19 protein-coding genes are annotated in these 26,678 nt (G+C 71.4%); 7 read left to right on the plus strand and 12 right to left on the minus strand.

From position 1 onward, the window contains the following. Position 1: 1 nt before the first annotated feature. Positions 2 to 1,219 carry an NADP-dependent isocitrate dehydrogenase gene (locus LSF15_RS07680; RefSeq protein ID WP_232497954.1) on the minus strand — a complete coding sequence of 406 codons (1,218 nt, stop codon included), beginning with the start codon at positions 1,217 to 1,219 and terminating at the stop codon, positions 2 to 4. 228 nt (positions 1,220 to 1,447) lie between these two features. On the opposite strand from LSF15_RS07680, the gene LSF15_RS07685 reads away from it, so the two are divergent. Both LSF15_RS07685 and LSF15_RS07690 read left to right on the plus strand, forming a co-directional pair. Next, the gene (locus LSF15_RS07685) at positions 1,448 to 1,900 is read left to right on the plus strand and encodes a GNAT family N-acetyltransferase (RefSeq protein ID WP_232497955.1); all 453 of its coding nucleotides are present in this window, start codon (positions 1,448 to 1,450) and stop codon (positions 1,898 to 1,900) included. Positions 1,901 to 1,905: 5 nt separating this feature from the next. Next, positions 1,906 to 2,247 (plus strand): MGMT family protein, encoded by a 342-nt coding sequence (locus LSF15_RS07690; RefSeq protein WP_232497956.1) that lies wholly within the window; start codon positions 1,906 to 1,908, stop codon positions 2,245 to 2,247. A 105-nt stretch (positions 2,248 to 2,352) separates the two neighbouring features. Here LSF15_RS07690 and LSF15_RS07695 read toward each other — a convergent pair whose 3' ends face one another. Both LSF15_RS07695 and LSF15_RS07700 read right to left on the minus strand, forming a co-directional pair. Next, a complete protein-coding gene (locus LSF15_RS07695) occupies positions 2,353 to 4,149 on the minus strand; it encodes a sensor histidine kinase (RefSeq protein WP_232497957.1) in 1,797 nt (598 codons plus the stop codon). Beyond that, positions 4,149 to 4,814 carry a response regulator transcription factor gene (locus LSF15_RS07700; RefSeq protein ID WP_232497958.1) on the minus strand — a complete coding sequence of 222 codons (666 nt, stop codon included), beginning with the start codon at positions 4,812 to 4,814 and terminating at the stop codon, positions 4,149 to 4,151. The genes LSF15_RS07695 and LSF15_RS07700 overlap by 1 nt, the downstream gene beginning before the upstream one ends. A 108-nt stretch (positions 4,815 to 4,922) precedes the next feature. Here LSF15_RS07700 and LSF15_RS07705 point away from each other — a divergent pair, with 108 nt between their 5' ends. Beyond that, the gene (locus tag LSF15_RS07705; RefSeq protein WP_232497959.1) at positions 4,923 to 6,395 is read left to right on the plus strand and encodes a type III PLP-dependent enzyme domain-containing protein; all 1,473 of its coding nucleotides are present in this window, start codon (positions 4,923 to 4,925) and stop codon (positions 6,393 to 6,395) included. Positions 6,396 to 6,455: 60 nt separating this feature from the next. On the opposite strand, the gene LSF15_RS07710 is transcribed toward LSF15_RS07705, so the two are convergent. Continuing rightward, on the minus strand, positions 6,456 to 8,261 hold the full coding sequence (locus tag LSF15_RS07710; RefSeq protein ID WP_232497960.1) for an ABC transporter ATP-binding protein: 1,806 nt from the start codon (positions 8,259 to 8,261) through the stop codon (positions 6,456 to 6,458). After that, the gene (locus LSF15_RS07715; protein ID WP_372459947.1) at positions 8,258 to 10,183 is read right to left on the minus strand and encodes an ABC transporter ATP-binding protein; all 1,926 of its coding nucleotides are present in this window, start codon (positions 10,181 to 10,183) and stop codon (positions 8,258 to 8,260) included. Before LSF15_RS07715 ends, LSF15_RS07710 begins: the two co-directional genes overlap by 4 nt. 507 nt (positions 10,184 to 10,690) lie before the next feature. Here LSF15_RS07715 and LSF15_RS07720 point away from each other — a divergent pair. The 4 genes from LSF15_RS07720 to LSF15_RS07735 are packed head-to-tail and all read left to right on the plus strand — an operon-like array spanning position 10,691 to position 18,332. Then, positions 10,691 to 13,774, plus strand: coding sequence for an FtsX-like permease family protein (locus LSF15_RS07720; RefSeq protein WP_232497961.1), 3,084 nt, complete (start codon positions 10,691 to 10,693; stop codon positions 13,772 to 13,774). After that, positions 13,771 to 16,596, plus strand: a complete 2,826-nt coding sequence (locus LSF15_RS07725) for an FtsX-like permease family protein (RefSeq protein ID WP_232497962.1) — start codon at positions 13,771 to 13,773, stop codon at positions 16,594 to 16,596. The genes LSF15_RS07720 and LSF15_RS07725 overlap by 4 nt, the downstream gene beginning before the upstream one ends. A gap of 3 nt (positions 16,597 to 16,599) precedes the next feature. Next, a complete protein-coding gene (locus LSF15_RS07730) occupies positions 16,600 to 17,640 on the plus strand; it encodes an ABC transporter ATP-binding protein (protein WP_232497963.1) in 1,041 nt (346 codons plus the stop codon). Continuing rightward, a complete protein-coding gene (locus LSF15_RS07735) occupies positions 17,637 to 18,332 on the plus strand; it encodes an ABC transporter ATP-binding protein (protein WP_232497964.1) in 696 nt (231 codons plus the stop codon). Before LSF15_RS07730 ends, LSF15_RS07735 begins: the two co-directional genes overlap by 4 nt. A gap of 36 nt (positions 18,333 to 18,368) precedes the next feature. Here the strand turns inward: LSF15_RS07735 and LSF15_RS19185 are convergent, their stop codons facing one another. The 7 genes from LSF15_RS19185 to purN all read right to left on the minus strand — a co-directional run bounded on the left by LSF15_RS19185 (position 18,369) and on the right by purN (position 26,665). Further along, positions 18,369 to 18,698 carry an HNH endonuclease signature motif containing protein gene (locus LSF15_RS19185; RefSeq protein ID WP_372459963.1) on the minus strand — a complete coding sequence of 110 codons (330 nt, stop codon included), beginning with the start codon at positions 18,696 to 18,698 and terminating at the stop codon, positions 18,369 to 18,371. Further along, positions 18,602 to 19,735 (minus strand): DUF222 domain-containing protein, encoded by a 1,134-nt coding sequence (locus tag LSF15_RS07740; RefSeq protein ID WP_232497965.1) that lies wholly within the window; start codon positions 19,733 to 19,735, stop codon positions 18,602 to 18,604. Before LSF15_RS07740 ends, LSF15_RS19185 begins: the two co-directional genes overlap by 97 nt. A 163-nt stretch (positions 19,736 to 19,898) precedes the next feature. Beyond that, a complete protein-coding gene (gene ddaH / locus LSF15_RS18770; protein ID WP_269756293.1) occupies positions 19,899 to 21,158 on the minus strand; it encodes a dimethylargininase in 1,260 nt (419 codons plus the stop codon). A gap of 29 nt (positions 21,159 to 21,187) precedes the next feature. After that, positions 21,188 to 22,279, minus strand: a complete 1,092-nt coding sequence (locus tag LSF15_RS07750) for a Glu/Leu/Phe/Val dehydrogenase family protein (protein WP_232497966.1) — start codon at positions 22,277 to 22,279, stop codon at positions 21,188 to 21,190. A gap of 189 nt (positions 22,280 to 22,468) precedes the next feature. Continuing rightward, entirely contained in the window at positions 22,469 to 24,274 is a 1,806-nt protein-coding gene (locus tag LSF15_RS07755) for an alkyl/aryl-sulfatase (RefSeq protein ID WP_232497967.1), read from the minus strand. 190 nt (positions 24,275 to 24,464) lie between these two features. Continuing rightward, on the minus strand, positions 24,465 to 26,075 hold the full coding sequence (gene purH, locus LSF15_RS07760) for a bifunctional phosphoribosylaminoimidazolecarboxamide formyltransferase/IMP cyclohydrolase (protein WP_232497968.1): 1,611 nt from the start codon (positions 26,073 to 26,075) through the stop codon (positions 24,465 to 24,467). Then, entirely contained in the window at positions 26,072 to 26,665 is a 594-nt protein-coding gene (purN, locus tag LSF15_RS07765; RefSeq protein WP_232497969.1) for a phosphoribosylglycinamide formyltransferase, read from the minus strand. The genes purH and purN overlap by 4 nt, the downstream gene beginning before the upstream one ends. Between the last annotated feature and the right edge of the window lie 13 nt (positions 26,666 to 26,678).

The raw sequence follows: 26,678 nt of genomic DNA on the forward strand, positions 1-26,678 counted from the left end.
GCTACGCGGCCAGGCGGGTCTTCAGGTTGGCCGAGAGGGTCGCGAGGAACTCCTCGGTCGTCTGGTACGCCTGCTCGGGGCCGACGAGGAGCGCGAGGTCCTTGGTCATGGCGCCCGATTCGACCGTCTTGATGACGACGTCTTCGAGCGTGTGCGAGAAGTCGATGAGGGCCTGGTTGCCGTCGAGCTTGCCGCGGTGCGCGAGGCCGCGCGTCCAGGCGTAGATCGAGGCGATCGGGTTGGTCGAGGTGGGCTTGCCCTGCTGGTGCTGGCGGTAGTGGCGCGTGACGGTGCCGTGCGCCGCCTCGGCCTCGACGACCTTGCCGTCGGGAGTCGCCAGCACCGAGGTCATGAGGCCGAGCGAGCCGAAGCCCTGCGCGACCGTGTCGGACTGCACGTCGCCGTCGTAGTTCTTGCAGGCCCAGACGTAGCCGCCCTCCCACTTGAGGCTGGCTGCGACCATGTCGTCGATGAGGCGGTGCTCGTAGGTGAGGCCGGCCTCGTCGAACTTCTGCTTGAACTCGGCGTCGAAGACCTCCTGGAAGAGGTCCTTGAAGCGGCCGTCGTAGGCCTTCAGGATGGTGTTCTTCGTCGAGAGGTAGACGGGGTAGTTGCGGTCGAGGCCGTAGTTGAGCGAGGCGCGCGCGAAGTCCTTGATCGACGCGTCGAGGTTGTACATGCCCATCGCGACGCCCGAACCGGGCGACTGGAACACCTCGAACGACTGCGGCTCGCTGCCGTCCTTCGGGGTGAAGGTCATCGTGAGGGTGCCCTCGCCCTCGAACTTGAAGTCGGTGGCGCGGTACTGGTCGCCGAAGGCGTGGCGGCCGACGATGATCGGCTTGTTCCAGCCGGGCACGAGCCGCGGGATGTTCGAGATGATGATCGGCTCGCGGAAGATGACCCCGCCGAGGATGTTGCGGATCGTGCCGTTGGGCGAACGCCACATCTTCTTCAGGCCGAACTCCTCGACGCGCGCCTCGTCGGGCGTGATCGTCGCGCACTTGACGCCGACGCCGTGCTTCTGGATGGCGTGCGCCGCGTCGACGGTGATCTGGTCGTCGGTCTCGTCGCGCTTCTGGATCGAGAGGTCGTAGTACTCGAGGTCGATGTCGAGGTACGGGTGGATCAGCTGGTCCTTGATGGCCTGCCAGATGATGCGCGTCATCTCGTCGCCGTCGAGCTCGACGACGGTGCCTTCAACCTTGATCTTCGACAAGAGTGTCTCCTTGGATTGTCGGGGAATGGGGAAAGTCAGGTGGGCGTGAGCACGCCATCGAACAGCTTACCGCGTCGCGCAAATATCTCGACATCGAGACAGTCGCGTGCGTCGCGAGCGCCATTATCCGGCGATCGGATGCCCCATACGGCGCTGCGCGCGACTCAGGGTCGGGTCAGGGTCATCCCGGCTACCGACTTGCGCGCTCGACAGGTTAGCCTTGGCAACATGGCTGAGCTGAGACTGGAAGACCTGTCCGCGTCGAACATCGTTGCCGCGAACTCGCTTTCGCTGAAGCCCGGCCAAGAGCAGTTCATCGCCCCCGTCACGTACTCGGCCGAGGCCTCGGTCGTGAACCCCGACACGGCCTGGCAGCGTGTGGCGCTCATCGAAGAGCGCGTCGTCGGGTTCATCCACGGCAACTTCGACCCCGAGAACCCGCACGAGGAGTTCCGCGCCTGCATCTGGCGCATCAATGTCGACGCCGAGGTGCAGGGCAAGGGCGTGGGTCGCTTCCTCGCCGAGGCGCTGGCCGAAGAGGCGAAGCGTCGCGGCTTCGATCGCATCACCGTGCTGTGGGAGCCGGGCGAGCTCGGACCCGAGGCGTTCTTCCACCGCATCGGCTTCGTCGACGTCGGCGAGACCGCCTACGGCGACGTGATCGGCGCGCTCGAGCTCTGACGCTCGTGCCGCGAGCCAGCCCCGAACGACGCAGTCCCGCGCACCCGCAGGGGTTCGTCGACGCGGTGCTCGCCGTCGTCGCCGACATCCCGTCGGGCCGGGTCGCGACCTACGGCGACGTCGCTGCGCTGCTCGGCTCGCGCGGCGCGCGTGCGGTCGGGCAGGTGATGGCCCGGTACGGCACGGATGTCGCGTGGTGGCGCGTCATCCGCGCGGGCGGTCGCCCGCCGACCGGGCATGCCGAGCGCGCCCGGCCGCACTACGACCGCGAGGGCACGCCGCTGCGCGCCTCGACCGATGACGACGGCTACCGCATCGACCTCGCGGCCGCGCGCTGGCGCCCCTGAGCGGTCAACCGCCGGTCGAATAGCGAGCGCAGCGACGATATCGGGCCCGCATCGATACCCGCATCGGGTCTCGATACGGCGCCGGCGCGATTACTCGACCGACGGCTAACCGGGCATCGCGAGCGGCACGCGCACCGTGATCGTGGTGCCCGCACCGGGCGGGCTCTCGATCGTGATCGTGCCGTCGACGGCGTCGACGCGGTCGGCGATGCCGACCATGCCGCTGCCCGAGGGTGAGGCGCCGCCGACGCCGTTGTCGCGCACGACGAGCTCGAGCACGCCGTGCTCGTCGAGGTGTGCCCGCACCCAGGCTCGCGTCGCCTTCGAGTGCTTGGCGACGTTCGCGAGCGCCTCGGCGACGACGAAGTACGCCGTCGACTCCACGACCGCGGGGAGCCGGCCCTCGGCCTGCACGTCGACGACGACCGGCACCGGGCAGCGGCCGGCGAGTTCGGGCACGGCGAGCGCGAGACCGCCCGACGTGAGCAGGGACGGGTGGATGCCGTGCGCCAGCTCGCGCAGCTCCTTGAGTGCCGTGTTGAGCATCGAGATCGTGCCGTCGAGCTCGACGCCGAGCGGCTCGACGCCTCGGTCGCGTGCCTGGTTGGCGGCGAGCCTCAGTCGCATGCCGAGCGACACGAGGTGCTGCTGTGCCCCGTCGTGCAGGTCGCGCTCGAGTTGGCGGCGGGCCTTCTCGGCGCCCTCGACGATGCGGCTTCGCGACTGCCGCACCTGTTCGAGGGTGCGCTCGATCTCGGAGCGCAGCCGCCCGTTGTCGACCGAGAGCCGCAGTGCGCTCGAGACGCCGTCGAGCAGGCGCATGTTGTCGGTGAGCACCTTGTCGTGGCGGATGAGCGCGATGGGGATACCGGTCGGCGACACCACGGGCAGCAGGCTGTGCTCGCCCGCCCGGCCGGCGGGATCGCCGTCGAGCGGTTCACCGCCGGCATCGGCGTAGCGGCCGTGCTCCTCGTCCCACCAGTAGACCCGCACCGACGCGTCGCGGAGGGTGCGCGCGAGCGACTCGGCCCAGAGGCCGCGGTCGGCGCCCTCGCGGGTGATGCGCATGAGGTCGGCGACGCGTGCCCGCATGTTCCGGGCGTGCGCGAGCCCGGCGACGAAGCTCACGGGTATCGATGCGATCGCGACGAGCGAGATGGTCCCCATCACGGTGGTGGCGGTCGTCTGCACGGCGTAGTTGATGGCGAACCACGCGAGCGACACCGCCCACGCGAGGAGGGCGACCGGCATGAGGAAGGCGACGGTGCGCGCCGGCACGCTGCCGCGCACCCACTGGACGAGCAGCCTGCCCGCGATCACGAGCGCGAGCAGGGCGCCGATGCCCCGGAATCCGTAGTCGATCGCCGTGTAGAGCGCCGGCACCTCGGCGATCTGGTAGACGTTCGCGACGCAGGCGCAGGTGTCTGCAGCCGGGGCCTCCAGCAGCAGCACGACGGCGAAGAAGTACACGAGTCCCGAGACCAGCGCGATCCCGGCGATCCACCGGTCCGTGCGGTCGGCGAACCATCCGCGAGGGTACACGAGCACGATGATCCCGGCGATGAGCCCCCACCACAGGTGTATGCCGTAGAGCAGCGGCCAGAGCCATCCGATGTCCTCCACGACACGGAAGAAGGTCAGTGGAATCCACAACACCGCGAAGGCGACCATCAGCCGTGACGGGGCCCGGGCCGGGCCGATGCTCCACGCCACGCCGGCGCACGCGAGGAACACGAGCGGCACCATCGAGTGCAGGGCCGTCCACGACACCTCGGGTTGATACCCGGGTGCCGTGATCGACGTGACCAGCCACCCCGAGATCTCCATGCCGAGCGAGAGCGCGGCGGCGGCCGCGATGACGATCGTGCGCTTGATGATCCGGCCTCTTCGGCCGGGCGCCATCACCTCTCGCCGAGGAGCGTCAATACCGCGAGCACCCGCCGGTGGTGCTCTGGGGACTCCTCGAGGTCGAGCTTCTGCAGGATGCTGCGCACGTGCGTCTCGACGGTCTTCAGGCCGAGGAACAGCGTCTGGGCGATTCCGCCGTTCGAGTACCCCTGCGCCATGAGCTCGAGCACCGACCGCTCACGTTCGGTGAGCCGGGAGAGCGGGTCGTCGGCACGGGTGCGCTTGACGAGCTGCTCGACCACCTCGGGGTCGACGACGGATCCGCCTGACGCGACCGTCTCGATCGCGCGCACGAGCGTCTGCGGCTCGGACACGCGTTCCTTGAGCAGGTACCCGGTGCCGCTGCCGGCTCCCATGACCCGCAACGCGTACTCGGGTGTCGCGTACATCGACAGCAGCAGCACGCCGATCGTCGACCCGGCCGCGCGCATCTGCTCGAGGGCGACGATGCCCTCGTCGCGAAAACTCGGCGGCATGCGGATGTCGAGCACCGCGGCGTCGAGGTCGAGTTCGTCGATCACGTCGAGCAGTTCCTGACCGGTGCTGACCGATGCCACCACATCGATACCGCCGCCCTCGAGCACCTTCGAGATGCCCTCGCGCAACAGCAATGCGTCATCAGCGATACCGACGCGCAGGGGGACGGTCGGATCAGGCATCGAACCTCCGTTCAGCAAGCATGGGCAACCGACAGGCGGTCGCCCCGCTTGACGCGACTGTACCGCGTTTCGGAGCCGCGCTTCCGCCCCCTTTCAGGGGTCACCCTGATGCGCTTCGCGCCGATCCCCCAGACGCTCCCCGCAGAACGCGACCAGTGCACGCCCTCGACGGGTTCGGGGGCCCCATGGATGCCGCGACCGCTCGTCTCGGGCACGCTCGTGGTCATGTTGAGCAGCGATTCCCCCCGCATCACTCGCACGGGCCCCACCCAGTTGCACCTCGCCGAGGTCCTCGTCGGACGTCCGCGCCGGATCGCATCGCGACTGCGGCACCATGGCACGGCATCCACGCCGTCCGCCGAGCGCGTCCCGCACCGCGAGCTCGTTCGTCGCGACCTCGCCGACTACGCGAACCGCATCGACCTCGACGGCCTGGTGCGCCGGCACGGCAGCCCGCTGCTCGTGCTCGACACCGACCGGGTGACCACGCAGCTGCTGGCCCTGCGTCACGAGCTTCCCGACGTCGCCATCCACTTCGCGACCGGCGCGCTCCCGCACCTCGCCGCGATCACGGCGATCGACGCATTCGGGGCGAGCTTCTCGGTCGCCTCCCGGTGCGAGATCGACCTCCTCGAGCGCGCGGGGGTCTCGATCGCGCGGTGCCTGCACAATCACCCGATGACGTCGGTCGCCGACATCACGGGGGCCTACCTTCGGGGCATCCGCACATTCGTCGTCGACAGCGAATCAGAGGTCGCGAAGTTCCGCGGCCTGCCCGAGGTCGCCGTGCTCGTCCGACTCGCCTTCCCCACGCGAGGCGACCGATCGCCGAGCTTCGGCGTTCGCCCCGGGGATGCACCGGCGCTCGTCGCCCACTGCCTGCAGGTCGGCCTGCGCGTGGCGGGGTTCACGTTCGACGTCGGCAGCCAGACCGTCTCGGTGGCACCGTGGCAACGTGCGATCCGCCGGACCCTCGCGCTCATCCGCGACCTCGAGGAACGCCACGCGATCCGGTTCGAGATGCTCGATCTGGGCGGCGGGCTCCCCGTCGCGTACGACGAGCCGGTGCCGACGCTCGCCGAACTCGCCCACGGCATCCGCGGAGAGCTCGCCGACGCACCGCGGCACCTGAAGATCGCCATCGAGCCGGGCCGCTTCGTCGCGGCCCCGGCCGCGACCCTCGTCACGAGGGTCGTCGGCACGGCCGATCGGCCCGACGGCCGGTGGCACTACCTCGACGAGGGCGTGCACGGCGCGTTCTCGGGCTCCGGTGCCGAGGGCGCTCACCCGCTCGTGTTCGCGGCATCCGAGCTGGCCGCGCAGCCCACGACCGATGGACCGGCCGATGCACCGACCGATGCACCGACCGAGCGCGCGACCCGCCGCCGCCGAGCACGACGAGACGTTCCGGTGACGCTCGCCGGCCCGACCTGCGACAGCGCCGACGTGATCGCCCGCGGCATGGCCCTGCCCGCCCTCGCCGACGGCGACCTGCTCGTGAGTCCCATGATGGGCGCATACACCGCCGCGACGAGCTGCAACGGCCTCACGCCCACGCCGTTCGTCGTCGTCCCCGGCTGAGCCCGGACGACCCCGGGGCCCGCGGGTTCCGGGGGCCCCGGGTCATCCGTTCGCCATCGACTACACGAGCGAGTCGCGCCAGGCCGCGTGCAGCGCCGCGAACCGGCCCGTGCCGCCGATGAGCTCGTCGGGCGTGCCGTCTTCGACGATTCGCCCGTGCTCCATGACGAGCACGCGGTCGGCGATCGCGACCGTCGAGAGGCGGTGCGCGATGATCACGGCGGTGCGATCGGCGAGCAGCTTGGTAAGCCCCTCCTGCACGAGCCGCTCGCTCGGGATGTCGAGCGACGAGGTCGCCTCGTCGAGGATGAGCACCGCGGGGTTCGCGAGGAACGCCCGCGCGAACGAGATCAGCTGGCGCTGGCCCGCGCTGACCCGGCCGCCGCGCTTGTTCACGTCGGTGTCGTAGCCGTTCGGCAGCCCCTCGATGAACTCGTGCGCACCGACGGCCTGCGCCGCCCGCACGATCTCGTCGAACGACGCGTCGGGCTTGCCGAGCGCGATGTTGTCGGCGACCGACCCCGAGAACAGGTACGCCTCCTGCGTGACCATGACGATCGCCCGCCGCAGGTCTTTCGGGTGCAGGTCGCTGAGCGCGATGCCGTCGAGCGAGACGACGCCGTCGCTCGGGTCGTAGAACCGTGCGATGAGCTTCGCGAGGGTCGACTTGCCGGCACCCGTCGACCCGACGAGCGCGATCGTCTGCCCGGCCGGGATGTCGAGGTCGAAGCGCGGCAGGATGACCCGGCCCTTCGTGTAGGCGAACTCGACGGCCTCGAACCGCACACGGCCCTCGGCGTTCCACAGGTCGACCGGCTTCACCGGGTCGGGCACGCTCGGCTGTTCCTCGAGCACCCCCGAGATCTTCTCGAGCGCGCTCGATGCCGACTGGTACCCGTTGTAGAACATCGCGAGGTCTTCCATCGGGTCGAAGAAGCGCTTCGTGAAGAGCACCGCTGCGAGCAGCACGCCGACCCCGAGCGACCCGTCGATCACCCGGAACCCGCCGAGCAGCAGCGTCACCGCCACCGCGGCGTTGCCGATGAACGCGAGGCCCGGGTTGAACACGGCGAAGAGGCCGAGCACCTTGGCGTTCACGTCGCGGTAGTCCTCGGTGAGGTCGCCGAACTCCACCTCGTTGCGGCGCTCCTTGCGGAACGCCTGCACGGCGCGGATGCCCGTCATCGTCTCGACGAACTGCACGATGAGCTTCGCCGAGGCCACCCGAGAGCGCCGGAACAGCGCTTGCGAGCGCACCTGGAACCAGCGGGTCAGGATGCCCAGCGGCACGAGCGCGACGAGCAGCACGAGTCCCGACTGCCAGTCGAGCAGCACGAGGGCGATCGCGGTGAACACCATGTACATGAGCCCGCGCACGAGCATCGTGAGCCCCTCGTCCATGAGCTCGCGAATGGCGTCGAGGTCGCTCGTCTGCCGCGAGATGATGCGCCCAGAGGTATAGGACTCGTGGAACTCGAGCGACAGCTTCTGCGTGTGCAGGAACACCCGCGTGCGCAGGTCGATGAGCACAGCCTGGCTGATGCGCGCCGAGAGCCTGATGTACACCGAGATGAGGAACGCACCGACGATGCCGGTGATCAGGTAGGCGAGGCCGGCGAACGCCGCCGGGTACCAGTCCTGCTCGATGAGCGCCGGGATGCCGCTGTCGATGCCGTACGCGATGATCGCGGGCCCTGCCACCTGCGCGGCCGAGGACACGACGACGGCCGCCGCGGTCAGCCAGAGCTTGCCCTGCAGGGGCTTCAGCAGCGAGCCGAGCAGGCGCCGCGAACGCCCGCGGATGTGGCGCGACTCGGCCTTGGAGTAGTCGTGGCGTTCTTCGCCCTGCACACCGGTGACGCTCATGATGCCGCCTCCTCTCGTTCGAACTCGGTTGGTCGAGGAGCGCCCGACGAAGGAGGACGCGTCTCGAGACCCTGCCGTTCCTCGCGACCCCGCCGCTCTTCGTCTTCGAGGCTCGAGATGACGTAGCGGTAGTGCTCGCTCTCGCGGAGCAGCTCGGAGTGGGTGCCGACCGCGGTGACCCGCCCGTCTTCGAGCAGCGCGACCCGGTCGGCGAGGGTCACGGTCGACGGCCGGTGCGCCACGATGAGCGCCGTGGTCGAGGCGAGCACCGAGCGCAGCTCGGCCTCGACCCGTGCCTCGGTCGCGACATCCAACGCCGACAGGGGGTCGTCGAGCACGAGCACGGCGGGCTTCGCGGCGACCGCGCGCGCGAGTGCCAGCCGCTGGCGCTGGCCGCCCGACAGGCTCATGCCCTCTTCGCCGACCTTCGTGTCGACGCCGTCGGGCAGGTCGTAGGCGAAGCCGGCCTGCGCGATGCGCAGCGCCTCGGTGAGCACCCGCTCGGCTTCGGCGACGACCTCGGGGGCGTCGCCCGCGAGCTCGGGGCGGCCGAGCAGCACGTTCTCGCGCACCGAGGCGCTGAAGAGCGTCGCGTCCTCGAACGCCATGGCCACGTGCGTGCGCAGCTCTTCGCGGCTGAACGCGCGCACGTCGACGCCGTCGACCGTGACCGAGCCCGCGGTGACGTCGTAGAGGCGCGTCGTGAGCGAGGTCATCGTGGTCTTGCCGCTTCCGGTGAGGCCGACGAGCGCCATGGTCTCGCCCGGCTCGATCACGAGGTCGACGCCGTCGAGCAGGTCGCCGAAGCGGTCGGGTGCGTCCTGGTAGCGGAAGTGGACTCCCGAGAACGCGAGCTCTCCCTTGGGGCGCGCGAGGTGTCGCGGCTGCTCGGGGTCGACGATCGTGTTCTCGCTGTCGAGGATGTCGAAGAAGCGGTCGGTCGCCGTGCGCGCGTCGAGTGCGAACGCGAGGAAGAAGCCGATCGACTCGATCGGCCAGGCGAGCACGGTCGCGGTCGCGAAGAACGCGACGAGCTCGCCGACGCTGAGCTGGCCGTTCGCGGTGAGCCACACCCCGACGATGAGGCAGATCGCGAGCGCCACGGTCGGCACGATCATGATCCACACCCAGATGTTCGCGTCGAGGCGCGCCTTCTCGATCTCGGTGCGACGCAGCGACTCGGCCTGTGCGCGGAACGTCGACAGCGCGTGCTTGCCGCGCCCGAACGCCTTCAGCACGCGAATGCCGTGCACCGACTCCTCGACGGCCGTCGCGAGGTCGCCCGCCTGGTCTTGGCTCAGCCGCGACTGCTCGGAGTACTGCCCCTCGAACCGCCAGCCGGCCCACCAGAGCGGCAGCGAGCAGACGAGGAAGATGAGTCCCAGCAACCAGTTCATCGACATGAGGATGCCCACGCCGACGACGATGATCACGAGGTTCGCCCCGGTGAGCACGAGGCCGAACGACAGCCACCGGCGAATCAGCCCGAGGTCGCTCACGGCCCGCGAGAGCAGCTGCCCGCTCGGCCAGCGGTCGTGGAAGCTCACCGGCAGGTCCTGCAGTTTCGCGTAGAGGGCGTTGCGCATGCGCGCCTCGACCTTGGTGCCCGGCCCGACCACGAGCCAGCGGCGCAGCGCGTAGAGCAGCGCCTCGGCGGTGCCGAGGGCGAACACGAGCAGCGTCAGCGGGGCGATGGCCGCCGCGTCGCCGTCGGCGAGCGGGCCGTCGACGATCTGCGCCAGCACCTGCGGGATGGTCAATGCGATGAGCTGCGCCACGAGCGCGGCGGCCATGCTGCCGGCGAACGCGGGCATCGCGGGCCCTGCGAACTCACGCAGGCGCCAGAGTGCGCGCAGGGTGCCCACGCGCGGGGTCGATTCGGTCGCGACATGCGGATGCTGCGGCTGGACGGATTCGGACAAGTCCGGTGCTCCTCAGAGGGGATGCCGATCGCTCACGAGCGAACCTGATCGGCGGGCGTGACGGTGAATGTGGACGCGGAAACGCGTCGGTCGGGCCTGGTCGACGACCGAATGATCGGCGACGGCAGGGCCGCGAAACGTGCAGGCGGAGCCTGCGGGCGGGCCGGTCTCTACCGGGCGCGGCCTACGACGGGGAACGCCGAGCGACCAGCGCCATCGACCGCGACCGTGCGGGCGTCGGTTTCTGTCTGCATGGTGTCCTCCTGCGTCGTGGTGTGGATCTCGCCGTGTCGAGTCGCTCTGTCGAACCCTCGGGGCCGCGCCGGGTTCGCCGCGCAGCCAGCCCTACAGCCTACGATGCCGCGGGAGTGGCATGCAAGACCGAGTTGCGGAGTAGGCTGCGGTGTCGTCGTCGCGTGGGCTCGCGTGCCGTCGCCCGCATCGCGGCGGACGCGCGACCCGGTCCCTGCACCCGCCCGCGCGCGGCCCGATCGACGAGGAGCGCACGTGGGAGCAGCACGGACGGCGTTCGCGCGTGCGAACGCCCGCCTGGGTGTGCTCGCCGGCATCGCCGCCGTCGTCATGCTGCTCGCCGGACTCGGCGCCGGTGTCGTCGACGCACTGGCCGGCGCGGCGACGGAGGGCCTGCGAACGGGGCTCGCCGCGACGACCGGAACCGACGGGGCGGCCCGCTGGCAGATCCGGCTCGCCGACGACCCCGCCGCCCAGACCGAGGCGGCGGCCTCGGTGCTCGACCGCTCCCTCGTGCCGAACGGCGCCGTGTGGAGCCGCAGCGTCGAGTCCGCGCCGGTCGCCGCCGCGGTCGGCACGGCTGACGGCGAGCCGTTCGGCGCCGTGCTGCTCGCCGACCCGACCCTTGCCGAGCGCGCCGACCTCGTCGACGGAGCATGGGCCGACTCCCCCGAATCGGTCGCCGACGCCGACGCCGAAGGCGCGCGCGCGACGACGCTGCACGCCCGCGCCGCGGCCGACCTCGGGCTCGTCCCGGGCGACCTGGTCACGCTCGACGGCGACGGCGACGGCGACGGCGCTCGCCGACTCCTCGTCGTCGGCACGTGGCTGCCGTTCAACCCGAACGATCCGGCCTGGTTCGGCGAGCCGATCGTCGCGACGGGCGCGGTCGAGGGCGGCTCCGGGCCGTTCGTGGTCGCCGAAGCGGCGATGGCGGATGTCCCGGCCGCGGTCGTCGTGCGCTGGACCGCCCTGCCCGACACCGCGAACCTGACGCCCGACCGTGCCGCGGCCCTGCGCGCGACCCTGCCGAACATCGAGCCCGCGCTGCGCGACCAGCCCGAGCTCGGCTCAAGCGGGCTCGGTGCGACCGGCGATCTCGGCGCCACGCTCACCCGCCTGCTCGCGGGCATCGACGCCGTGCGCGCGGTGGCGCCGCTGCCCGTGCTCGTGCTCGCGTTCGCGGGCATCGCCGCGCTCACCCGACTCGCGACGCTGCTCGGCGCCGCCCGGCGGTCCGAGACGACGCTGCTTCGCGCCCGAGGCGCCTCGGCCGGGCGCCTCGCCGGCGAGACCGCCCTCGAGGTGCTCGTGGTCGGCGTGCCCTCCGCGATCATCGGGGTGCTCGTCGCCGAGACGGTTCTGGCGCTCGCACGCCCCGGGGAGGCCCGCGACGCGGGCATCGCGTGGCTCGCGGCATCCGTCACCGTCGGCGCTGCGATCGTGATCGTCGCGGGCCGCGCCCTCATCGACGCACGGCGCCCGGTCGTGCGCGGATCGGGCGACGAGGTCGGGCGTGGGCCGCGCACGGCGGTCGCGGGGGGTGCGCTGCTGATCGCGGTCGCCGCGGCGATCGCGCTGTGGCAGTTCCGGCTCTACGGGTCGCCGCTGGTGATGGGCGCATCGGGCCGTGTCGACGTCGATCCGGTCGCGGTGCTCGCCCCCGTGCTGGTGCTGCTCGCCCTGTCGCTGCTCGCGCTCGGCCTGACCGGGGCGGTCGGTGCGGTGCTCGAACGCCTCGCGGCCGGACGTCCGGCCCTCGTGCCCGCGCTGCCGATGCGCCAACTCGCGCGCCGCGCCGCGCTCTATGCATCGGCGTCGTTCGTGACGATGCTCGCGGTCGCCGGCCTCACGCTCACCGCCTCGTTCGCGGGCGCGTGGCACCAGATCGACCGCCAGGCCGCGGCGCTCACCGCCGGCGGTGACGTTCGGCTGGCGTTCGCGGGCCGCGACCTCGTGCGCGGCCCAGACCCGCTCGCGGTCGCCGACCCGTTCGCCGATGTCGACGGGGTCCACGCCGACGCCGTCACCGCCGACGCACCCGTGTTCCGCGGCGAGATCCGTCTCGGCTCCGACCCCGCGACCCTCGTCGCTGCACCGGTCGGCGAGCTCGGACAGGTGGCGCCCGGCACCGGAGCCGAGGCGGTCGGGGGCCCGCTCGCGGCGTCGGCCGAGGCGGCCGGCGTCGAACTGCCCGAGGGCGCCTCGACCCTCGCGGTCGACGTCACCCTGCAGGCTCCGGCCGGCACCGCCGGCCGGGTCGCGGTATCGACGTGGCTGCTCACCGCGGGCGGCGCCGCGACACGCCTTCCCGCGGGCGAGGTCGAGATCGCGGCGGGCACGGGCCGGGTCGAGACCGAACTGCCGGATGCCGCAGGCGTGCGCCTCATCGGCCTGCAGGCGTCGCTCGTGGGCGCCCGGGGCGCCGACGACGTGCGCGTCGGGTTCGACGGCTTCGCGGTCGACGGCGCCGCGGTCGACCGCGCCGCCGGGCTCGCCGTCGACGGCCCGGCCGTGGTCTCGTCGGCCGAGCCCGAGGCCCGCGCGAAGCTGACGAACGGTGGCAGCGATCCGCTGCCCGTCGTGCTCGCCGACGCGCTCGCCGCGCGCATCTCGGCAGAGGTCGGCGACCGGTTCGCCTTCCGCGTGGTGACCGGTGGGGCCGAGCTCGACGCGATCGTCGCCGGCACGGTGCCGGTCGTGCCCACGGCGGGCACGAACGCCGTGTACGCCGACCTCGGGGCATTGGGCCGCGCGGCCTTCGACGAGGGCGGGGGCGTGCCGGCGTTCGGAGAACGCTGGCTCGCGACATCCGACCCCGAGCGCGTGGCCACCGCGCTGGAAGCCGACCGGCGCACGGCGCTGACGGCCATGACGCGTGCCGACGTGTCGTCGGCGACCCTGATCGGTCCCGCCGTCACCGCGTTGTGGGTGGGATCCGCCGGTGCCCTCGCCCTTGCGCTGATCGCGATCGTCGCACTCGCGAGCGCACTCGGCTCGGCGCGGTTCGGCGAGGTCGTCGTGCTGCGCGCCCTCGGCGTCCCCGCGCGCACGCAGTCGCGGTCGAGAGCCGCCGAGCTCGCCGTCACGGTCGGCACCGCCATCGTCATCGGAGGCCTCATCGGCGTCGCGACCGCCCTCGTCACCGCGCGCGAACTCGCACATGCCGCGGTCGCCGGCGCACCCGACTCGGTGGTGGCGCCGTTCGAGATCGCGTGGGCGCCATGGGTCGCGGTGCTCGCCGCGTTCGTCGTGCTGGCCGCAGTCATCATCGCGGTCGCCGCGCGCTCGGTGCGACACCTCGCCGCGCACCCCGGCCTCAGGCAGGAGGAACGATGAGCGCGCGACACCACTCGCACCTCTCGTCGGCGGGCCTGCTGCGACGGCAGTTCCTCGCGGCTCCGGTCGCGTCGATCCTGCTCGCGCTCCTCGTCCTCGCCGGGGCACTGCTCGCGACCGCGGTGCCGCGCGCCGTCGCTGCGATGCACACCGCAGCACTCGGCGAGCGGCTCGACGAGTACCCGGCACGCGAACTCGACGTGCTCAATTCCACGCGCGCGCAGCCCGGGCTCGGCCCGTCGGCGAGCGGAACCACCCTCCCCGAGGGCGTCGACGCCGTCTGGGGCGGGCACGAGGAGCGCCTCCACGACATCCGCGCCCGCATGCCCGAGCCGCTCGCCGCCGTCACCGGCGACCCGCTCACGGTGCTGTTCGCCGGGCCCGCGAATGCCCTGCCCGAAGGCGCGGCAGGCGGCTCGATCTCGTACCAGCTGTTCACGGGGTTCGACCCCCGACTGCGGGAGCACGTCAGGCTCACGAACGGCGACTGGCCCGCGGTGCTCGTCGGCGACGCCCCTTCCCCACCCCAGGTCGACGACGGATTCGCCGGCCCGCCGGCACCCGAGTCGACCGACGAGCCGATCGAGATCGTGTTCGCCGAGTCCGTCGCCGCCGAGATGGCGTGGGGGCTCGACGAGGTGCGCACGCTCCCCGTCGGCGCCGACAGCCAGCAGGTTCGACTCGTCGGCACCTTCGCCGCGATCGACCCCGACGACGGGTTCTGGACCCACGTTCCTGTCGCGCTGCAGCCCTCTGTCGCGTTCTCGGCCGATGGGAGCCTGCGCATCACGGGGCTCGGCTTCGCCGACCCGAGTTCGTGGGCCGCGTACGTGCAGACCCAGCCGCAGTCGACGATGGACTCCTGGTTTCCGACACTGCCCGACCGCATCCGGGCCGACGAATCGGCCGACGTGCGTGCCGCGGTCGACGAGTTCACGAGCGAGGCCTATCCGCTCGGCACGGGCTTCGGCGACTTCGCCTTCTCACCGGTCGGCGAGGTGACCTTCTCGACCGGGCTCTCCGACGCGCTCGAGTCGGCGGCGCTCGCGGCCGGCGCCACCGATGCGGTGCTCGCGACCATCGCGTCGGGTCCGATCGGCGTCATGGTCGCCGTGCTCCTCCTGGGGGCGCGCGTGGTGTTCGAGCGACGGCGCACGGGACTCGAGCTCGCCGCGGCGCGCGGCGCGTCCGACGGCGGGCTCCGGGGCGTCCTCGCGCTCGAGGGCCTCGTCATCGGCGTGCCGGCCGCCTTGGTCGGCGGCGTGCTCGGGACCCTCATCGTGCCCGCCGACGCCGGCCGCGGCGGCTGGTTCATCGCCGCGGTGTTCGCGCTCGCACCCGCTGCGCTGCTCGTCGCGTCGGTACCCGCACTCAGCCCACTCCGACGCGCCCGCGCCGACGTGCGCGTGCGTGGCGGCGCCCGTCACCGATGGATCGCCGAGGCCGCCGTCGCGATCGTCGCGATCACGGCCGTGGCGCTGCTGCTGCGGCGCGGACTCGCGACGTCGGCCGGCGAGGTCGGCGTCGATCCGCTGCTCGCGGCCGTGCCGCTGCTGCTCGCGCTGCTCGTGTGCCTCATCGTGCTGCGGCTCTACCCGCTGCCGCTCGCAGCCCTCGTGCGCCGCAACAGCCGGCGGCGCGACCTCGTTCCCTTCCTCGGCTCGGCCAGGGCGCTGCGTGACCCGTCGGCGGGCATCGTGCCGGTGCTCACCGTCGTCGTCGGCGTCTCGGTCGCGGTGTTCTCTGCGGTGCTGCTCGGCACCGTGCAGACCGGCGTCGCCCGCGCCGCCGACGCCCGGGTCGGCGCCGACGCCGCCGTCACCGGCACGCCGTTCACGCTCGAGCAGCAGGCCGCGTTCGCGGAGGTGGCCGGCGTCGACGCGATCGCGCCCGTGTACTCGACCGCGCCCAGCACCCTCGAGATCGACGGGCGGGTGCGCACGACGACGCTCATCGTGGTCGACGCCGACGAGATGCGGCAGGTGCAGGCGGGCCGCGCCGGAGCCACGCCGCTTCCCGAAGGGCTCGGCGATGACACCGGCGCGAACGACGCCGCGTCGCCCGTGCCCGTCGTGATCTCCCAGTCCGTCGCCGACTCGATCGAGGGCGCTGAGGCCGTCGAGCTCGAGGGCGAGGAGTTCGAGGCGCTCGCCGTCGTCGACGGCCGCACCGCCTACTCGCCACGCGCGAGCTGGGTGCTCATGGACCGCTCCGATGCCGACGGGTTCGCGGACTCGTTCGTGCCGCGCACCGTGCTCGTGAGGTTCGCCCCGGGTGCCGACACCGACGCGGTCACCGAGACCCTCGTCGAGATCGCCGGCCCTGAGGCGACCGTGACGACCCCGTCGATGCTGCTCGATGACCTGCGCGCGGTGTCGACGACGAGCGGTCTCGTGGTCGCGCTCATCGCCGCGATCGTGTTCCCGAGCCTGCTCACGGCCCTTGCGATCGTGCTCACGCTCGTCGTCGGGCGGCCCGCGCGCGACCGTCTGATGCCGCTGCTCGCGACCCTCGGGCTGCGCCGCCGAGGCGAGCGCGGGCTCGTCGCGTGGGAGATCGGGCCGGTCGTGGTCGTCGCCCTCGTGGCGGGCGCGCTGCTCGGCACCGTTCTGCCGTTCGTCGTGCTGCAGGGCGTCGACCTGCGCTCGTTCACCGGCGAAGACGCGCAACCCTCCGTCGTGTTCGACCCCGGACTCATCGTGGCGGTGCTCGCGGGCGCCGTGCTGGTCACTGCCGTCGCGGTGCTGCTCGCCTCCCGCATCGGCGGCGATGCGGGGGCGGGGCGCGTCTCGCGCGCGCTGCGCGCCGAAGAGGAAGGATGAATCATGGCCTCCGTGTCCGAACCGCACATCCTGTGCACCGATCTCGTGCGCATCTTCACCGCCGACGGCGTCGAGGTGCAGGCGCTGCAGGGCCTGAACCTGCGCGTCGACGCCGGCGAGATCGTCGCGGTGGTCGGTGCGTCGGGTTCGGGCAAGTCGACGCTGCTGACCATCCTCTCGGGCCTCGACACCGCCACAGCCGGTGTCGCGCGGGTCGCGGGCCACGACCTGCTCACCATGGGCTCGCGCGAGCGGGTCGCCTACCGGCGACGCACCGTCGGATTCGTGTGGCAGCAGACCTCGCGCAACCTGCTCCCCTACCTCACGGCCGCCGAGAACATCGCGCTCGCGATGAACGTCGCCGGCGGACGCCGCGCCCAGGCGCGAGCGGCACGCATCGACGACCTGCTCGGCCTGCTCGAGGTCGGCGACACCCGCGACCGCCGCCCCGGCGAGCTGTCGGGCGGGCAGCAGCAGCGCGTCGCGATCGCCGTCGCGCTCGCGAACGAGCCCCTCGTGCTGCTCGCCGACGAACCCACCGGAGAGCTCGACGAGTCGACCTCGGCCGCCGTGCTCGAGGCCATGCGCAGCGTCAACCTCGAGCTCGGCGTGACGACCCTCATCGTCACGCACGACCCCGGGGTGTCGGGTCATGTGCGACGCACCGTGCAGATCCGCGACGGCCGCACCTCCACCGAGGTCCTGCGTTCGACCCGTGTCGACGAGCACGGTGAAGAGCAGCACATCGCCGAGGAGTTCGCCGTGCTCGACCGCGTCGGCCGGCTTCAGTTGCCGCACGAGTTCGTGCAGGCGCTCGAGTTGCGCGATCGGGTTCGCCTCGCGCTCGAGCCCGACCACGTCGGCGTGTGGCCGGGTGACGAGGGCCGAGCGGATGTCCCTGACGCGACACCCCCGGTAGCCGGGGGCGCCGACACGCCGCGGCGGCGCGCGCGGCACGCAGCCGGGGCATCCGGCATCGAATCGGCCGCAGCACCCGCGGCCGCGGCATCCGAGGCCGAACCCCGACCCGAGGAGGAACGATGACCGCGTTGCGCGCCGAATCCGTGAGCCGGGTGTTCGAGGGTCGCGGCGGCGCCGTGCGTGCCGTCGACGACGTGTCGCTCGAGGTGCGACCCGGCGAGCTGCTCGTCGTCACGGGCCGTTCGGGCGCCGGCAAGACGACGCTTCTGAACCTGCTCGGCGGGCTCGATCGGCCGACATCGGGCCGGGTCGTGTTCGGCGATGACGACCTGTCGGCGCTCGGTGAGGACGCGCTCGCGACCGTGCGGCGCGACCGGCTCGGCTACGTGTTCCAGTCGTTCGGGCTCATCCCCGTGCTGTCGGCCGCCGAGAACGTCGAGGTGCCGCTGCGGCTCGCGCGCATGCAGCCGGCCGAGCGCGAGGCGCGGGTCGCCGAGTCGCTCGAGCTCGTCGGGCTCGCGGCGCACGCCGCGCAGCGCCCCTACGAGCTCTCGGGCGGCCAGCAGCAGCGCGTCGGCATCGCGCGCGCCCTGGCCGCCCGCCCTCAGGTGCTGCTCGCCGACGAACCGACCGGCCAGCTCGACAGCGGCACCGCCGCGACCGTGATGGACCTCATCGGCGAGCTCGTGCACCGCCGCGGGGTCTCGGCCGTCGTGACCACGCACGATGCGGCGCTCGTCAGTCGCGCCGATCGCGTGCTCGAGTTGCACGACGGTCGCGTGCGCGAACCTCGAGCCACGGAGCTCGCCGGCTGAGCCACGACGAGTAGCTCCCCTTCTTCGCGACCGGGTTCAGAATGGTGGGGTTTGGGTGTAGTTGTGGCCGGTGGGGCTGCGCCAAGTGGTGCCGTCGCGGGTCTTGATCGGGGTGAACGCGGTGGCGTGTTTCAACCGATGATCACCGCGACACAAGGGTGCGAGGTTCTCATCGTTGGTGAGGCCGCCGTCGTGCCAGTCGTGGACGTGGTCGAGGTCGGCGCTGATCGCGAGCCGGTCGCAGCCGGGCCGGCTGCATCGCCCGTGGATCAGGGCGAGCCAGAGCCGTTGCGCATTCGTGGGCCGGTACCGTGTGCGGTCGAGCGCGAGTGGGGCGGCCGTGATCGGGTCGACCGCGAGCCGCAGGAACGACGGTGCGTCGGCGAACAGTTGCCGGGCGGTCGCGAGATCGACAGGACCCACCCCGTCGAGGGTGGCAGGCGCAGTATCGACCCGGCCAGACTGAGCATCGGCACGGTCACGATGACCTCGGCGCGGGCCGCAGTCGGACCGCCGTCACCGGTCAGCCACCTGACCGCGGTATCGGCACGCACCTGGTCGAGGGTGCGGGGCTCGTCGGGCCCGGCCTGGATGCGTGCGGTCGCGTCGAGCCGCGCGTACAAGCGGGCTGCATCGACCCGGGAGGTGTACAGGCTCACCCACGTCATACCGTCATCGACATGCTCGACCACCACTCGCCGGGCGGCGTACGCCCGGGTGTGCCGGGCCTCGAGCTGCTCCCGCTCGAGCCCGGCCCGGATCGTGCGGGCCTGTTGCCTGAACCTGGTCGTCGTGACCGTGCCGATCAGCGCTGAGAGCGCCCCGTCGAGCTCGGTCAGCCGCGGGTCACCGGCCTCGAACCCGGTCGCTGCGTCGACCGCGACCCGTGCGTCGACATACCCGGCGACCCCGTCGGCGAACCGGGCCCACACCCGCGGCAATCGCTGCTGAAGCACCGTCGCCTCGTGCGCCCGGTTACGGATCGTGCCCGCCGGGACCTGCAACCTCATCGAGAGCTCCGCGGCCGCGGCACGCACCGCCAACTCGACCGCATCAGGGGCGGTAACAGCGTGCGGGCGAACATACACCGCTGGATTCCGGGCAGCGACCGCGAGCGCCCGCGCCACCGCATCAAGGTGCGCGGCCATCGCCCGATTCACCGCGCACTGCGCCTGCTCGGCCGCGTCCAACGCGGCACGCAGCTCGGCGAATGCGTCAACCGGACCCGACGCACCCGAGAATTCGAACCACGCATCCGACTCGAACGGCGACACGTCCACGTCGGAGGGATCAAGCACCCGGTCACGAACAGCAGCGTCGGACCGATCGAATCCGATCGGCAGCTCGATACCCGCGAGCGGGTCGAGCAACCCCGCCCTCATTGCATCGAACGCATCTGCCATACAACGATGATCTCAGCACCCACAGACATCGAACACAACCACGAATGCCCGCCTCGTCGGCCGGTCACGGCCGCGTGGTAGTCGAATCAGCACTGCACATCACCCGCGACTCACGAGGCAGGCACCATGCGGCGCCAGCGCACCTCAGCGGCCTCAGGCGTCGTCAGCGCACCCGCACCGAAAGGCAGGTGACGCAGCCCTCGAGCTTCTCGAACTCGCTGATGTCGACCGTGACCACGCGGTAGCCGAGCCCCGACAGCATCGCCGCCGTCTGCGGCGCCGACGCCGACATCAGCAGCGATGTCGGGCTGAGCTCGACGACCGCCACGCCCTCGGGTTCGGGCACGGGCAGGAAGGTTGCGAACACACTCGTGACCTCGAGCAGCGCGGGGTCGCCGATGATCGTGCCGTCGGGCAGCGCCGTCGCCGCGCTCTTCAGGTGCAGCGCCTTCGTGATCGGCATCGCGACAACCTGGTAGCCGTGAGGTGAGAGCATCTCGCGCAACTGCCGGATGCCCTCGGCGTTCGTGCGGGACGACGCGCCGACGTAGACGACCGGCCCGACCTTCAGCACGTCACCGCCCTCGAGCGTGCCCGGCGATTCGATGCGCTCGACGGTGACGCCCGCGATCGCGCGGACCGTGCGTTCGACCGCCTCGATCTCGGGGCGGCGCGACTCGGCGCCGGGGTTCGTGATCACGGCGAGGTCGCCGAACATCACCACGGTGTCCTCGACGAAGACCGAGTCGGCCAGTTCGGGCGCGGCGTCGATCTCGACGGTCTCCCAGCCCTCGGCCGCGAGCGCGGCGCAGTAGTTGTCCCACTGCTCGTCAGCGAGCTCGTGGTCGACCGGTCGGCGCGCGAGATGCGTGAGCTCGCCCTCGTCGAGATTCGATGCCGGGATGCGCACGAGCGCGATGCGGCGCGGTGGCCACTCGGGCGTGTGCCCGAGGATGCTCCGCATCACGCGCGGCGCGATGAAGACCTCCGCGAGGATCACCGCGATGATGAAGATCAGGTTGAGGCTCACCAGCGAGCCGACCACGAAGGCGAACAGTGCCCCCGAGAACGGGTTGCGCGAGGTGGCGCCCACCGTGAACGTCGTCGCGATGAGCGCCGCGAGGCACGACGACGCGAACCCCGTGAGCAGTGCGAGGAACCACGCGCGGGTCGCTCCGACCGCGTTCGCGACCACGAGCAGCACCCAGGTGATCGTGGCCGTCAGGGCGAAGTGCCCGAAGACCTGCCCGAACACCGTGGGGGCCTGCCCGTTGCCGATGAAGAATGCGAGCACCGCCGCGGCGAGCGCGGTCAGCGCGACCGCCGCGGCGGAGAGCAGCACCGCCACCGTGCGCCGCGCCGGGCTGGCCGCGGGCGTGTACCGGGCAGGGGCGGACGACGGTGACGGAACGGGGGTGGTCATGGCACGAGCCTACTGGCCGTGCCGGTCGGTCATCGTGCGGCGTCGAGGCGCGTGCGGGCGAGGCGCTCGGCGGCTTCGAGGGTCGTCGCCCCGCGCAGTTCGGCGTCGCGCAGGGCCGAGGCGACGGTGTCGCCGATGCCGGCGATGCGCGCGTCGAGCGCCGCCTGGTCGGCGTCTGGCTCGCTCGCGACGTCGAGGTAGATGACGCCGCCGGCGTTCACGACGAAGTCGGGCGCCCACACGATGCGCCGCTCCGTGAGGAGTCGTGCGACGTCGCGCGAGGCGAGCTGGTTGTTCGCGGCGCCGACCACGGCACGCACCCGCAGTTCGTCGACGACCTCGGGGGTCAGCACGCCGCCGAGGCCGCACGGAACGAACACGTCGGCCTCGACGCGGTGCGCGTCGGCCGGGTCGACCCACGCCGCGCCGAGCTCGTCGGCGAGCGCACGCTTGTCGGCCGCCACATCGGTCACGGTCAGTCGCGCGCCGGCGGCCGCCAGGCTGCGCGCGAGGCGACCGCCCACCTGGCCGAGGCCCGAGATGACGAGGTGACGGCCGGTCGCGTCGGTCGAGCCGAACACGTGGCCGAGGGTGGCGATGATCGAGGCGTGCACGCCTGCCGCGGTGGCGTCGGCAGGTTCGCCCACACCGCCCTGCTCGGCGGGAAGGCCGCAGACGTGCTCGGTGCGCTCGTGCACGACGGCCATGAGCTCGGCGCTCGTGCCGACGTCTTCGGCGGTCATGTAGGCGCCGCCGAGCGACTCGACGGCGTCGCCGAGGTCGAGCATCGCGTCGCGCTTCTGTGCTTCGTCGAGTGTGACGCCCGCGGGGATCGCCACGACCGACTTGCCGCCGCCGCGCGCGAGGCCCGCAGCGGCATTCTTCATGGTCATCGCCTGCGAGAGGCGCAGAGCGTCGGCGAGGGCGTCGGTCCAGTGGCCGTAGCGCCAGAGGCGTGCGCCGCCGAGTGCCTGGCCGAGCCTCGTCGAGTGCACGGCCACGATGATCGTGAGGCCTGAGCGAGGGCCGCGGGTGATGAGCACCCGTTCGTGGTCGGGCGCCTCGGTGGGAAGTGCTGCGTTGACCTCGGCTGCAGGGGCCGGGGCGTGTGTGATCGTCATCGATCGTTCTCCTCGAATCATCCGCTTCGTGGGCGGAACCGTGCCCGCGCCTTGTGAGCGCAGGTTCACTTCAAGGGTACCGCCGCGCGCATGCCCCGGCGCGCCTGCGAGCGTTCGGCCGTGTTGCTGAATCCTTCAATGGTGGTACGAGGCGGGCATCTGCGCGCGTGTGCTCGAAAAGGCCACGCGCTACGGCAGGACGATGTTGAAACCGGGGTCTCCGGGGTCGAGCACGGCGGTGAGTTGTGACAGCACTGCGAGGTCGCCGTCGACCGTCAGGCCTTCGGATTGCGTGTCGCCAGTGATGAGGGCGAGCAGCCGTTGCTTCGTCGTCGTGATGTGCAGTGGCGCGGTACCGTCTGGTGCCCGCTCGACGTAGATGAGGACGCCGTTGCGGAGCGTCACGTGGAAGCTGCGGTGCAGGTCGGTCAGCGTGATGTCGAAGGCCAGGTCGAGGTCCCATGCTCTGGGGCCGTTGACGGTGATCGCGATCGCGTCGAGGAGCTGCTCCGGTGTCAGCTGAGCGATGATCGCCGGCGCGTTCGCGGTGAGCGGGGTGCCGAAGTTCCCCTCGCGCAACTCGGTCGCTCCGGAGAGGAAGAAGTTGCGCCAGGTGCCGTTCTCCGCACCGTAGCCGAGCTGCTCGAGCGTGTCAGCGTACAGGGCCTTCGCGTCGGCGTTGTCGGGTTCGGCGAAGACCGCATGATCGAGCAGGGTCGCGGCCCAGCGGAAGTCCCCTTGCTCGTACGCATCCTGGGCGAGTTCGACGACCCGGTCTACGCCGCCGATCGCGGCCACGTACCGCTCGGCGAGGGGCTTGGGCGGGTGCGGCCAGAGGCGGGCGGGGTTGCCGTCGAACCAGCCCATGTATCGCTGGTAGATCGCCTTGACGTTATGACTGACCGAGCCGTAGTAGCCGTGCGTGCTCCAGTTCTGGGTGAGGGCCGGCGGCAACTCGATGACCTCGGCGATCTCGGCGCCGTTCAATCCCTGATTGAGCATGCGGAGAGTCTGATCATGCAGGTACCCGTAGAGATCGCGCTGCACGCCGAGGAAGTGCTTCACATCTTCGTTTCCCCACGTCGGCCAATGGTGGGACGCGAACACCACGTCGGTCTTGTCGCCGTAGCGCTCGAGCGCCTCGGTGAGATAGTGCGACCACACGTGCGGATCGCGGACCACCGCGCCACGGAGCGTCAACAGGTTGTGCAAGGTGTGCGTCGCGTTCTCAGCCATGCACAGGGCGCGATAGCGGGGGATGTAGAAGTGCATCTCCGATGGCGCCTCCGTGCCCGGTGCCATCTGGAACTCGAACTCCACGCCATCGATCGTGTGCGTCTGACCGGTCGCGCCGATCTCGAGCGTCGGCACATACAACGTCGCCTCGCCGGTCGAGGTCGTCTGGCCCAGGCCCGCGCCCACCTGACCCTTCGGGCCACGAGCCAGACTCGCGCCATACATGTACCCCGACCGACGAGACATCGCAGTCCCCGCGTAGACGTTCTCGGACACCGCGTGCTCGAGGAAGCCCTCGGGAACAATGATCTCGATCGCTCCGGAGTCGATCTCGTCCTGCGTGGCCATGCCCTGCACGCCGCCGAAGTGGTCGATATGGCTGTGGGTGTGGATGAATGCGCGGATCGGGCGGTCGCCACGGTGCTTGCGATACAGCGCGAGCGCGGCAGCGCCGGTCTCCTTCGTGAGGAGGGGGTCGAGGACGATCACACCGGTGTCGCCCTCGATGAACGACGTCACCGACAGGTCGAGCCCGCGGATCTGGTAAAGCCCCGGTACGACCTCGAAGAGGCCATGCCTGGCGACGAGCTTGCCCTGACGCCACAAGCTCGGGTTCACCGACGTCGGCGCGTCCCCCTCGAGGAAGTCGTAGGTCGAGGCATCCCACACCACATCGCCGTCCGCGTTGCGGATGGCCGGGTCGTCCAGTGTCCCCAGGAAACCACGCTCTACGGCGCTGAAGTCAGCGGTATCTGACATTGGAAGACTGCCGAGCAGTGCGTCGTGCTGCGCTTCGATGGTCGGTGTGGGTTCGTTCTGATCCATCTGCATCTCCTCCTGCGACAACCCGGCAAACGCTCTCCTCAGCGTTCCGTATATCGTGCGGAGGGTCAAGGAAGCGGCCCGCTCCGTCAGCAGCGCGCCTAGTGGAAGAAGTGCAGTAACGCGCCTAGTGGAAGAAGTGCCGCTCGCCCGTGAAGTACATCGTGATGCCGGCCTCGCGGGCTGCCGCGATGACCTCGTCGTCGCGAACCGACCCTCCGGGCTGCACGACGGCGCGCACGCCCGCGTCGATCAGGATCTGCAGCCCGTCTGCGAACGGGAAGAACGCATCGGATGCCGCGACCGAGCCCTCAGCGCGATCGCCCGCCCGCTCGACCGCGAGCTTGCACGAGTCGACCCGGTTGACCTGCCCCATGCCGACGCCGACCGAGGCGCCGCCGGCGGCGAGCAGGATCGCGTTCGACTTCACGGCCCGGCACGCGGTCCAGGCGAACTCGAGGTCGGCGAGTGTGGTGTCGTCGACGGGGTCGCCTGCGGCCAACGCCCACTCGGACGCCGGCGCGAAGTGCCGGTCGGCCTGCTGCAGCAGCGCGCCGCCCGACACCTGCCGAAGCTCGACGGCGGTGGGAGCATACCCCTCGGGCAGCGTGAGCAGGCGGATGTTCTTCTTCTGCGTGAGCAGCTCGACGGCCTCGGCCTCGAACGCGGGTGCCACGAGCACTTCGGTGAAGATCTCCGAGACGGTCTCGGCCATCTCGCGGGTCACCGTGCGGTTCGCCGCGATCACACCGCCGAACGCCGAGACCGGGTCGCAGTCGTGAGCGCGCCGGTGGGCGTCGGCGATGGGGTCGGGCGCCCCGGGCGCAGCGACTGCGATCCCGCACGGATTCGCGTGCTTGATGATCGCGACGGCGGGCTCGTCGAAGTCGAATGCGGCCCGCACGGCCGCGTCGGCGTCGACGTAGTTGTTGTACGACATCTCTTTGCCGTGCAGCTGCACGGCCTGCGCGATGCCGGGGCGACCGGCCGTCGACGAGTAGATCGCGGCCTTCTGGTGCGAGTTCTCGCCGTAGCGCAGGTCGGCGTCCTTCGTCCACGTGCCGCCGACCCACGCGGGGAAGGGCGACTCGTCGGCAGGCTGGTCGGGGGCGATGACGCTGCCGATGTACGACGCGACGGCCACATCGTACGACGCGGTGTGCCGGAACGCTTCGCGGGCCAGCGACGCGCGCTGCGCGAGGGTGGTGCCGCCGGCCTCGACCGCGGCGATGATCTCGTCGTACCGGTCGGGCGAGACGACGACCGCGACGTTCGCGTGGTTCTTCGCCGACGCACGCACCATGGCCGGGCCACCGATGTCGATCTGCTCGATGACGGCATCGGGCGCTGCGCCGGCCGCCACGGTCTCGGTGAACGGGTAGAGGTTCACCACGACGAGCTCGAAGGGCTTGATGCCGAGCTCGGCGAGCTGGCGCTCGTGGTCTTCGAGCCGCAGGTCGGCGAGCAGACCCGAGTGCACTCCGGGGTGCAGCGTGCGCACGCGGCCGTCGAGGTGCTCGGGGTATCCGGTGACCTCGGGCACCTGCGTGACCGGCAGGCCGGCCGCCGCGATCGCCGCGCCGGTGCCGCCGGTCGAGACGATCTCGACGCCGGCACCCACGAGCGCTTTCGCCAGTTCGACGAGGCCGCGCTTGTCGCTCACCGCGACGAGCGCCCGGCGCACGGGCACGAGGTCGCGTTCGCGGTAGCGGCTCGGGTCGATCGAATGGGTGCTCATGATCGTGCGAGTTCCTTCAGGTCGAGGTGCGAGTTGGCGATGTCGAGCACGGCTTCGATGAGCAGGCGCCGCTCGACGGGCTTGATGCGGTCGTGCAGGGTCGACTCGGTGTCGTCGGGCAGCACGGGGATGCGCTCCTGCGCGATGATCGGGCCCCCGTCGACCGAGTTGTCGACGACGATGAGGCTCGCGCCCGTCTGCTCGACCCCTGCGGCGATGGCGTCGCGCACGGCGTGCGCACCCGGGAACTCGGGCAGGTAGGCGGGGTGCGTGTTGATGAGGTACGGCGAGAACGCGTCGACGACGGCGGGCGGCACGAGACGCATGAGTCCCGACAGCACGACGAGGTCGGGCTCCCAGCGGCGCACCTCGTCGATGAGGGCGGCGCCCCACGACTCGCGGTCGGGGTAGGCGGTGAACGGCACGCTGAACGTGGGGATGCCGAACTCCTCGCCGAGCACGAGGCCGTCGGCCTGGCGGTCGGCGCCGATCGCGACGACTCGGGCCGGGAACTCGGCATCTTCAGCGGCTTCGAGCAGGGCCCGGAGGTTGGACCCTCCGCCGGAGATCAGCACGACGAGCTTCTGCACCCCTCGAGCCTAC

The sequence above is a fragment of the Agromyces humatus genome (genome assembly GCF_021228295.1).
GTDB lineage: Bacteria > Actinomycetota > Actinomycetes > Actinomycetales > Microbacteriaceae > Agromyces > Agromyces humatus.

Excerpts from the sequence above, each read along its gene's own strand:
- LSF15_RS07685 (WP_232497955.1), top strand. The coding sequence starts at position 1,448 with ATGGCTGAGCTGAGACTGGAAGACCTGTCCGCGTCGAACATCGTTGCC.
- LSF15_RS07695 (WP_232497957.1), bottom strand. The coding sequence starts at position 4,149 with ATGGCGCCCGGCCGAAGAGGCCGGATCATCAAGCGCACGATCGTCATC.
- LSF15_RS07700 (WP_232497958.1), bottom strand. The coding sequence starts at position 4,814 with ATGCCTGATCCGACCGTCCCCCTGCGCGTCGGTATCGCTGATGACGCA.
- LSF15_RS07705 (WP_232497959.1), top strand. The coding sequence starts at position 4,923 with ATGCGCTTCGCGCCGATCCCCCAGACGCTCCCCGCAGAACGCGACCAG.
- LSF15_RS07710 (WP_232497960.1), bottom strand. The coding sequence starts at position 8,261 with ATGAGCGTCACCGGTGTGCAGGGCGAAGAACGCCACGACTACTCCAAG.
- LSF15_RS07725 (WP_232497962.1), top strand. The coding sequence starts at position 13,771 with ATGAGCGCGCGACACCACTCGCACCTCTCGTCGGCGGGCCTGCTGCGA.
- LSF15_RS07730 (WP_232497963.1), top strand. The coding sequence starts at position 16,600 with ATGGCCTCCGTGTCCGAACCGCACATCCTGTGCACCGATCTCGTGCGC.
- LSF15_RS07735 (WP_232497964.1), top strand. The coding sequence starts at position 17,637 with ATGACCGCGTTGCGCGCCGAATCCGTGAGCCGGGTGTTCGAGGGTCGC.
- LSF15_RS07740 (WP_232497965.1), bottom strand. The coding sequence starts at position 19,735 with ATGGCAGATGCGTTCGATGCAATGAGGGCGGGGTTGCTCGACCCGCTC.
- ddaH (WP_269756293.1), bottom strand. The coding sequence starts at position 21,158 with ATGACCACCCCCGTTCCGTCACCGTCGTCCGCCCCTGCCCGGTACACG.
- LSF15_RS07750 (WP_232497966.1), bottom strand. The coding sequence starts at position 22,279 with ATGACGATCACACACGCCCCGGCCCCTGCAGCCGAGGTCAACGCAGCA.
- LSF15_RS07755 (WP_232497967.1), bottom strand. The coding sequence starts at position 24,274 with ATGTCAGATACCGCTGACTTCAGCGCCGTAGAGCGTGGTTTCCTGGGG.
- purH (WP_232497968.1), bottom strand. The coding sequence starts at position 26,075 with ATGAGCACCCATTCGATCGACCCGAGCCGCTACCGCGAACGCGACCTC.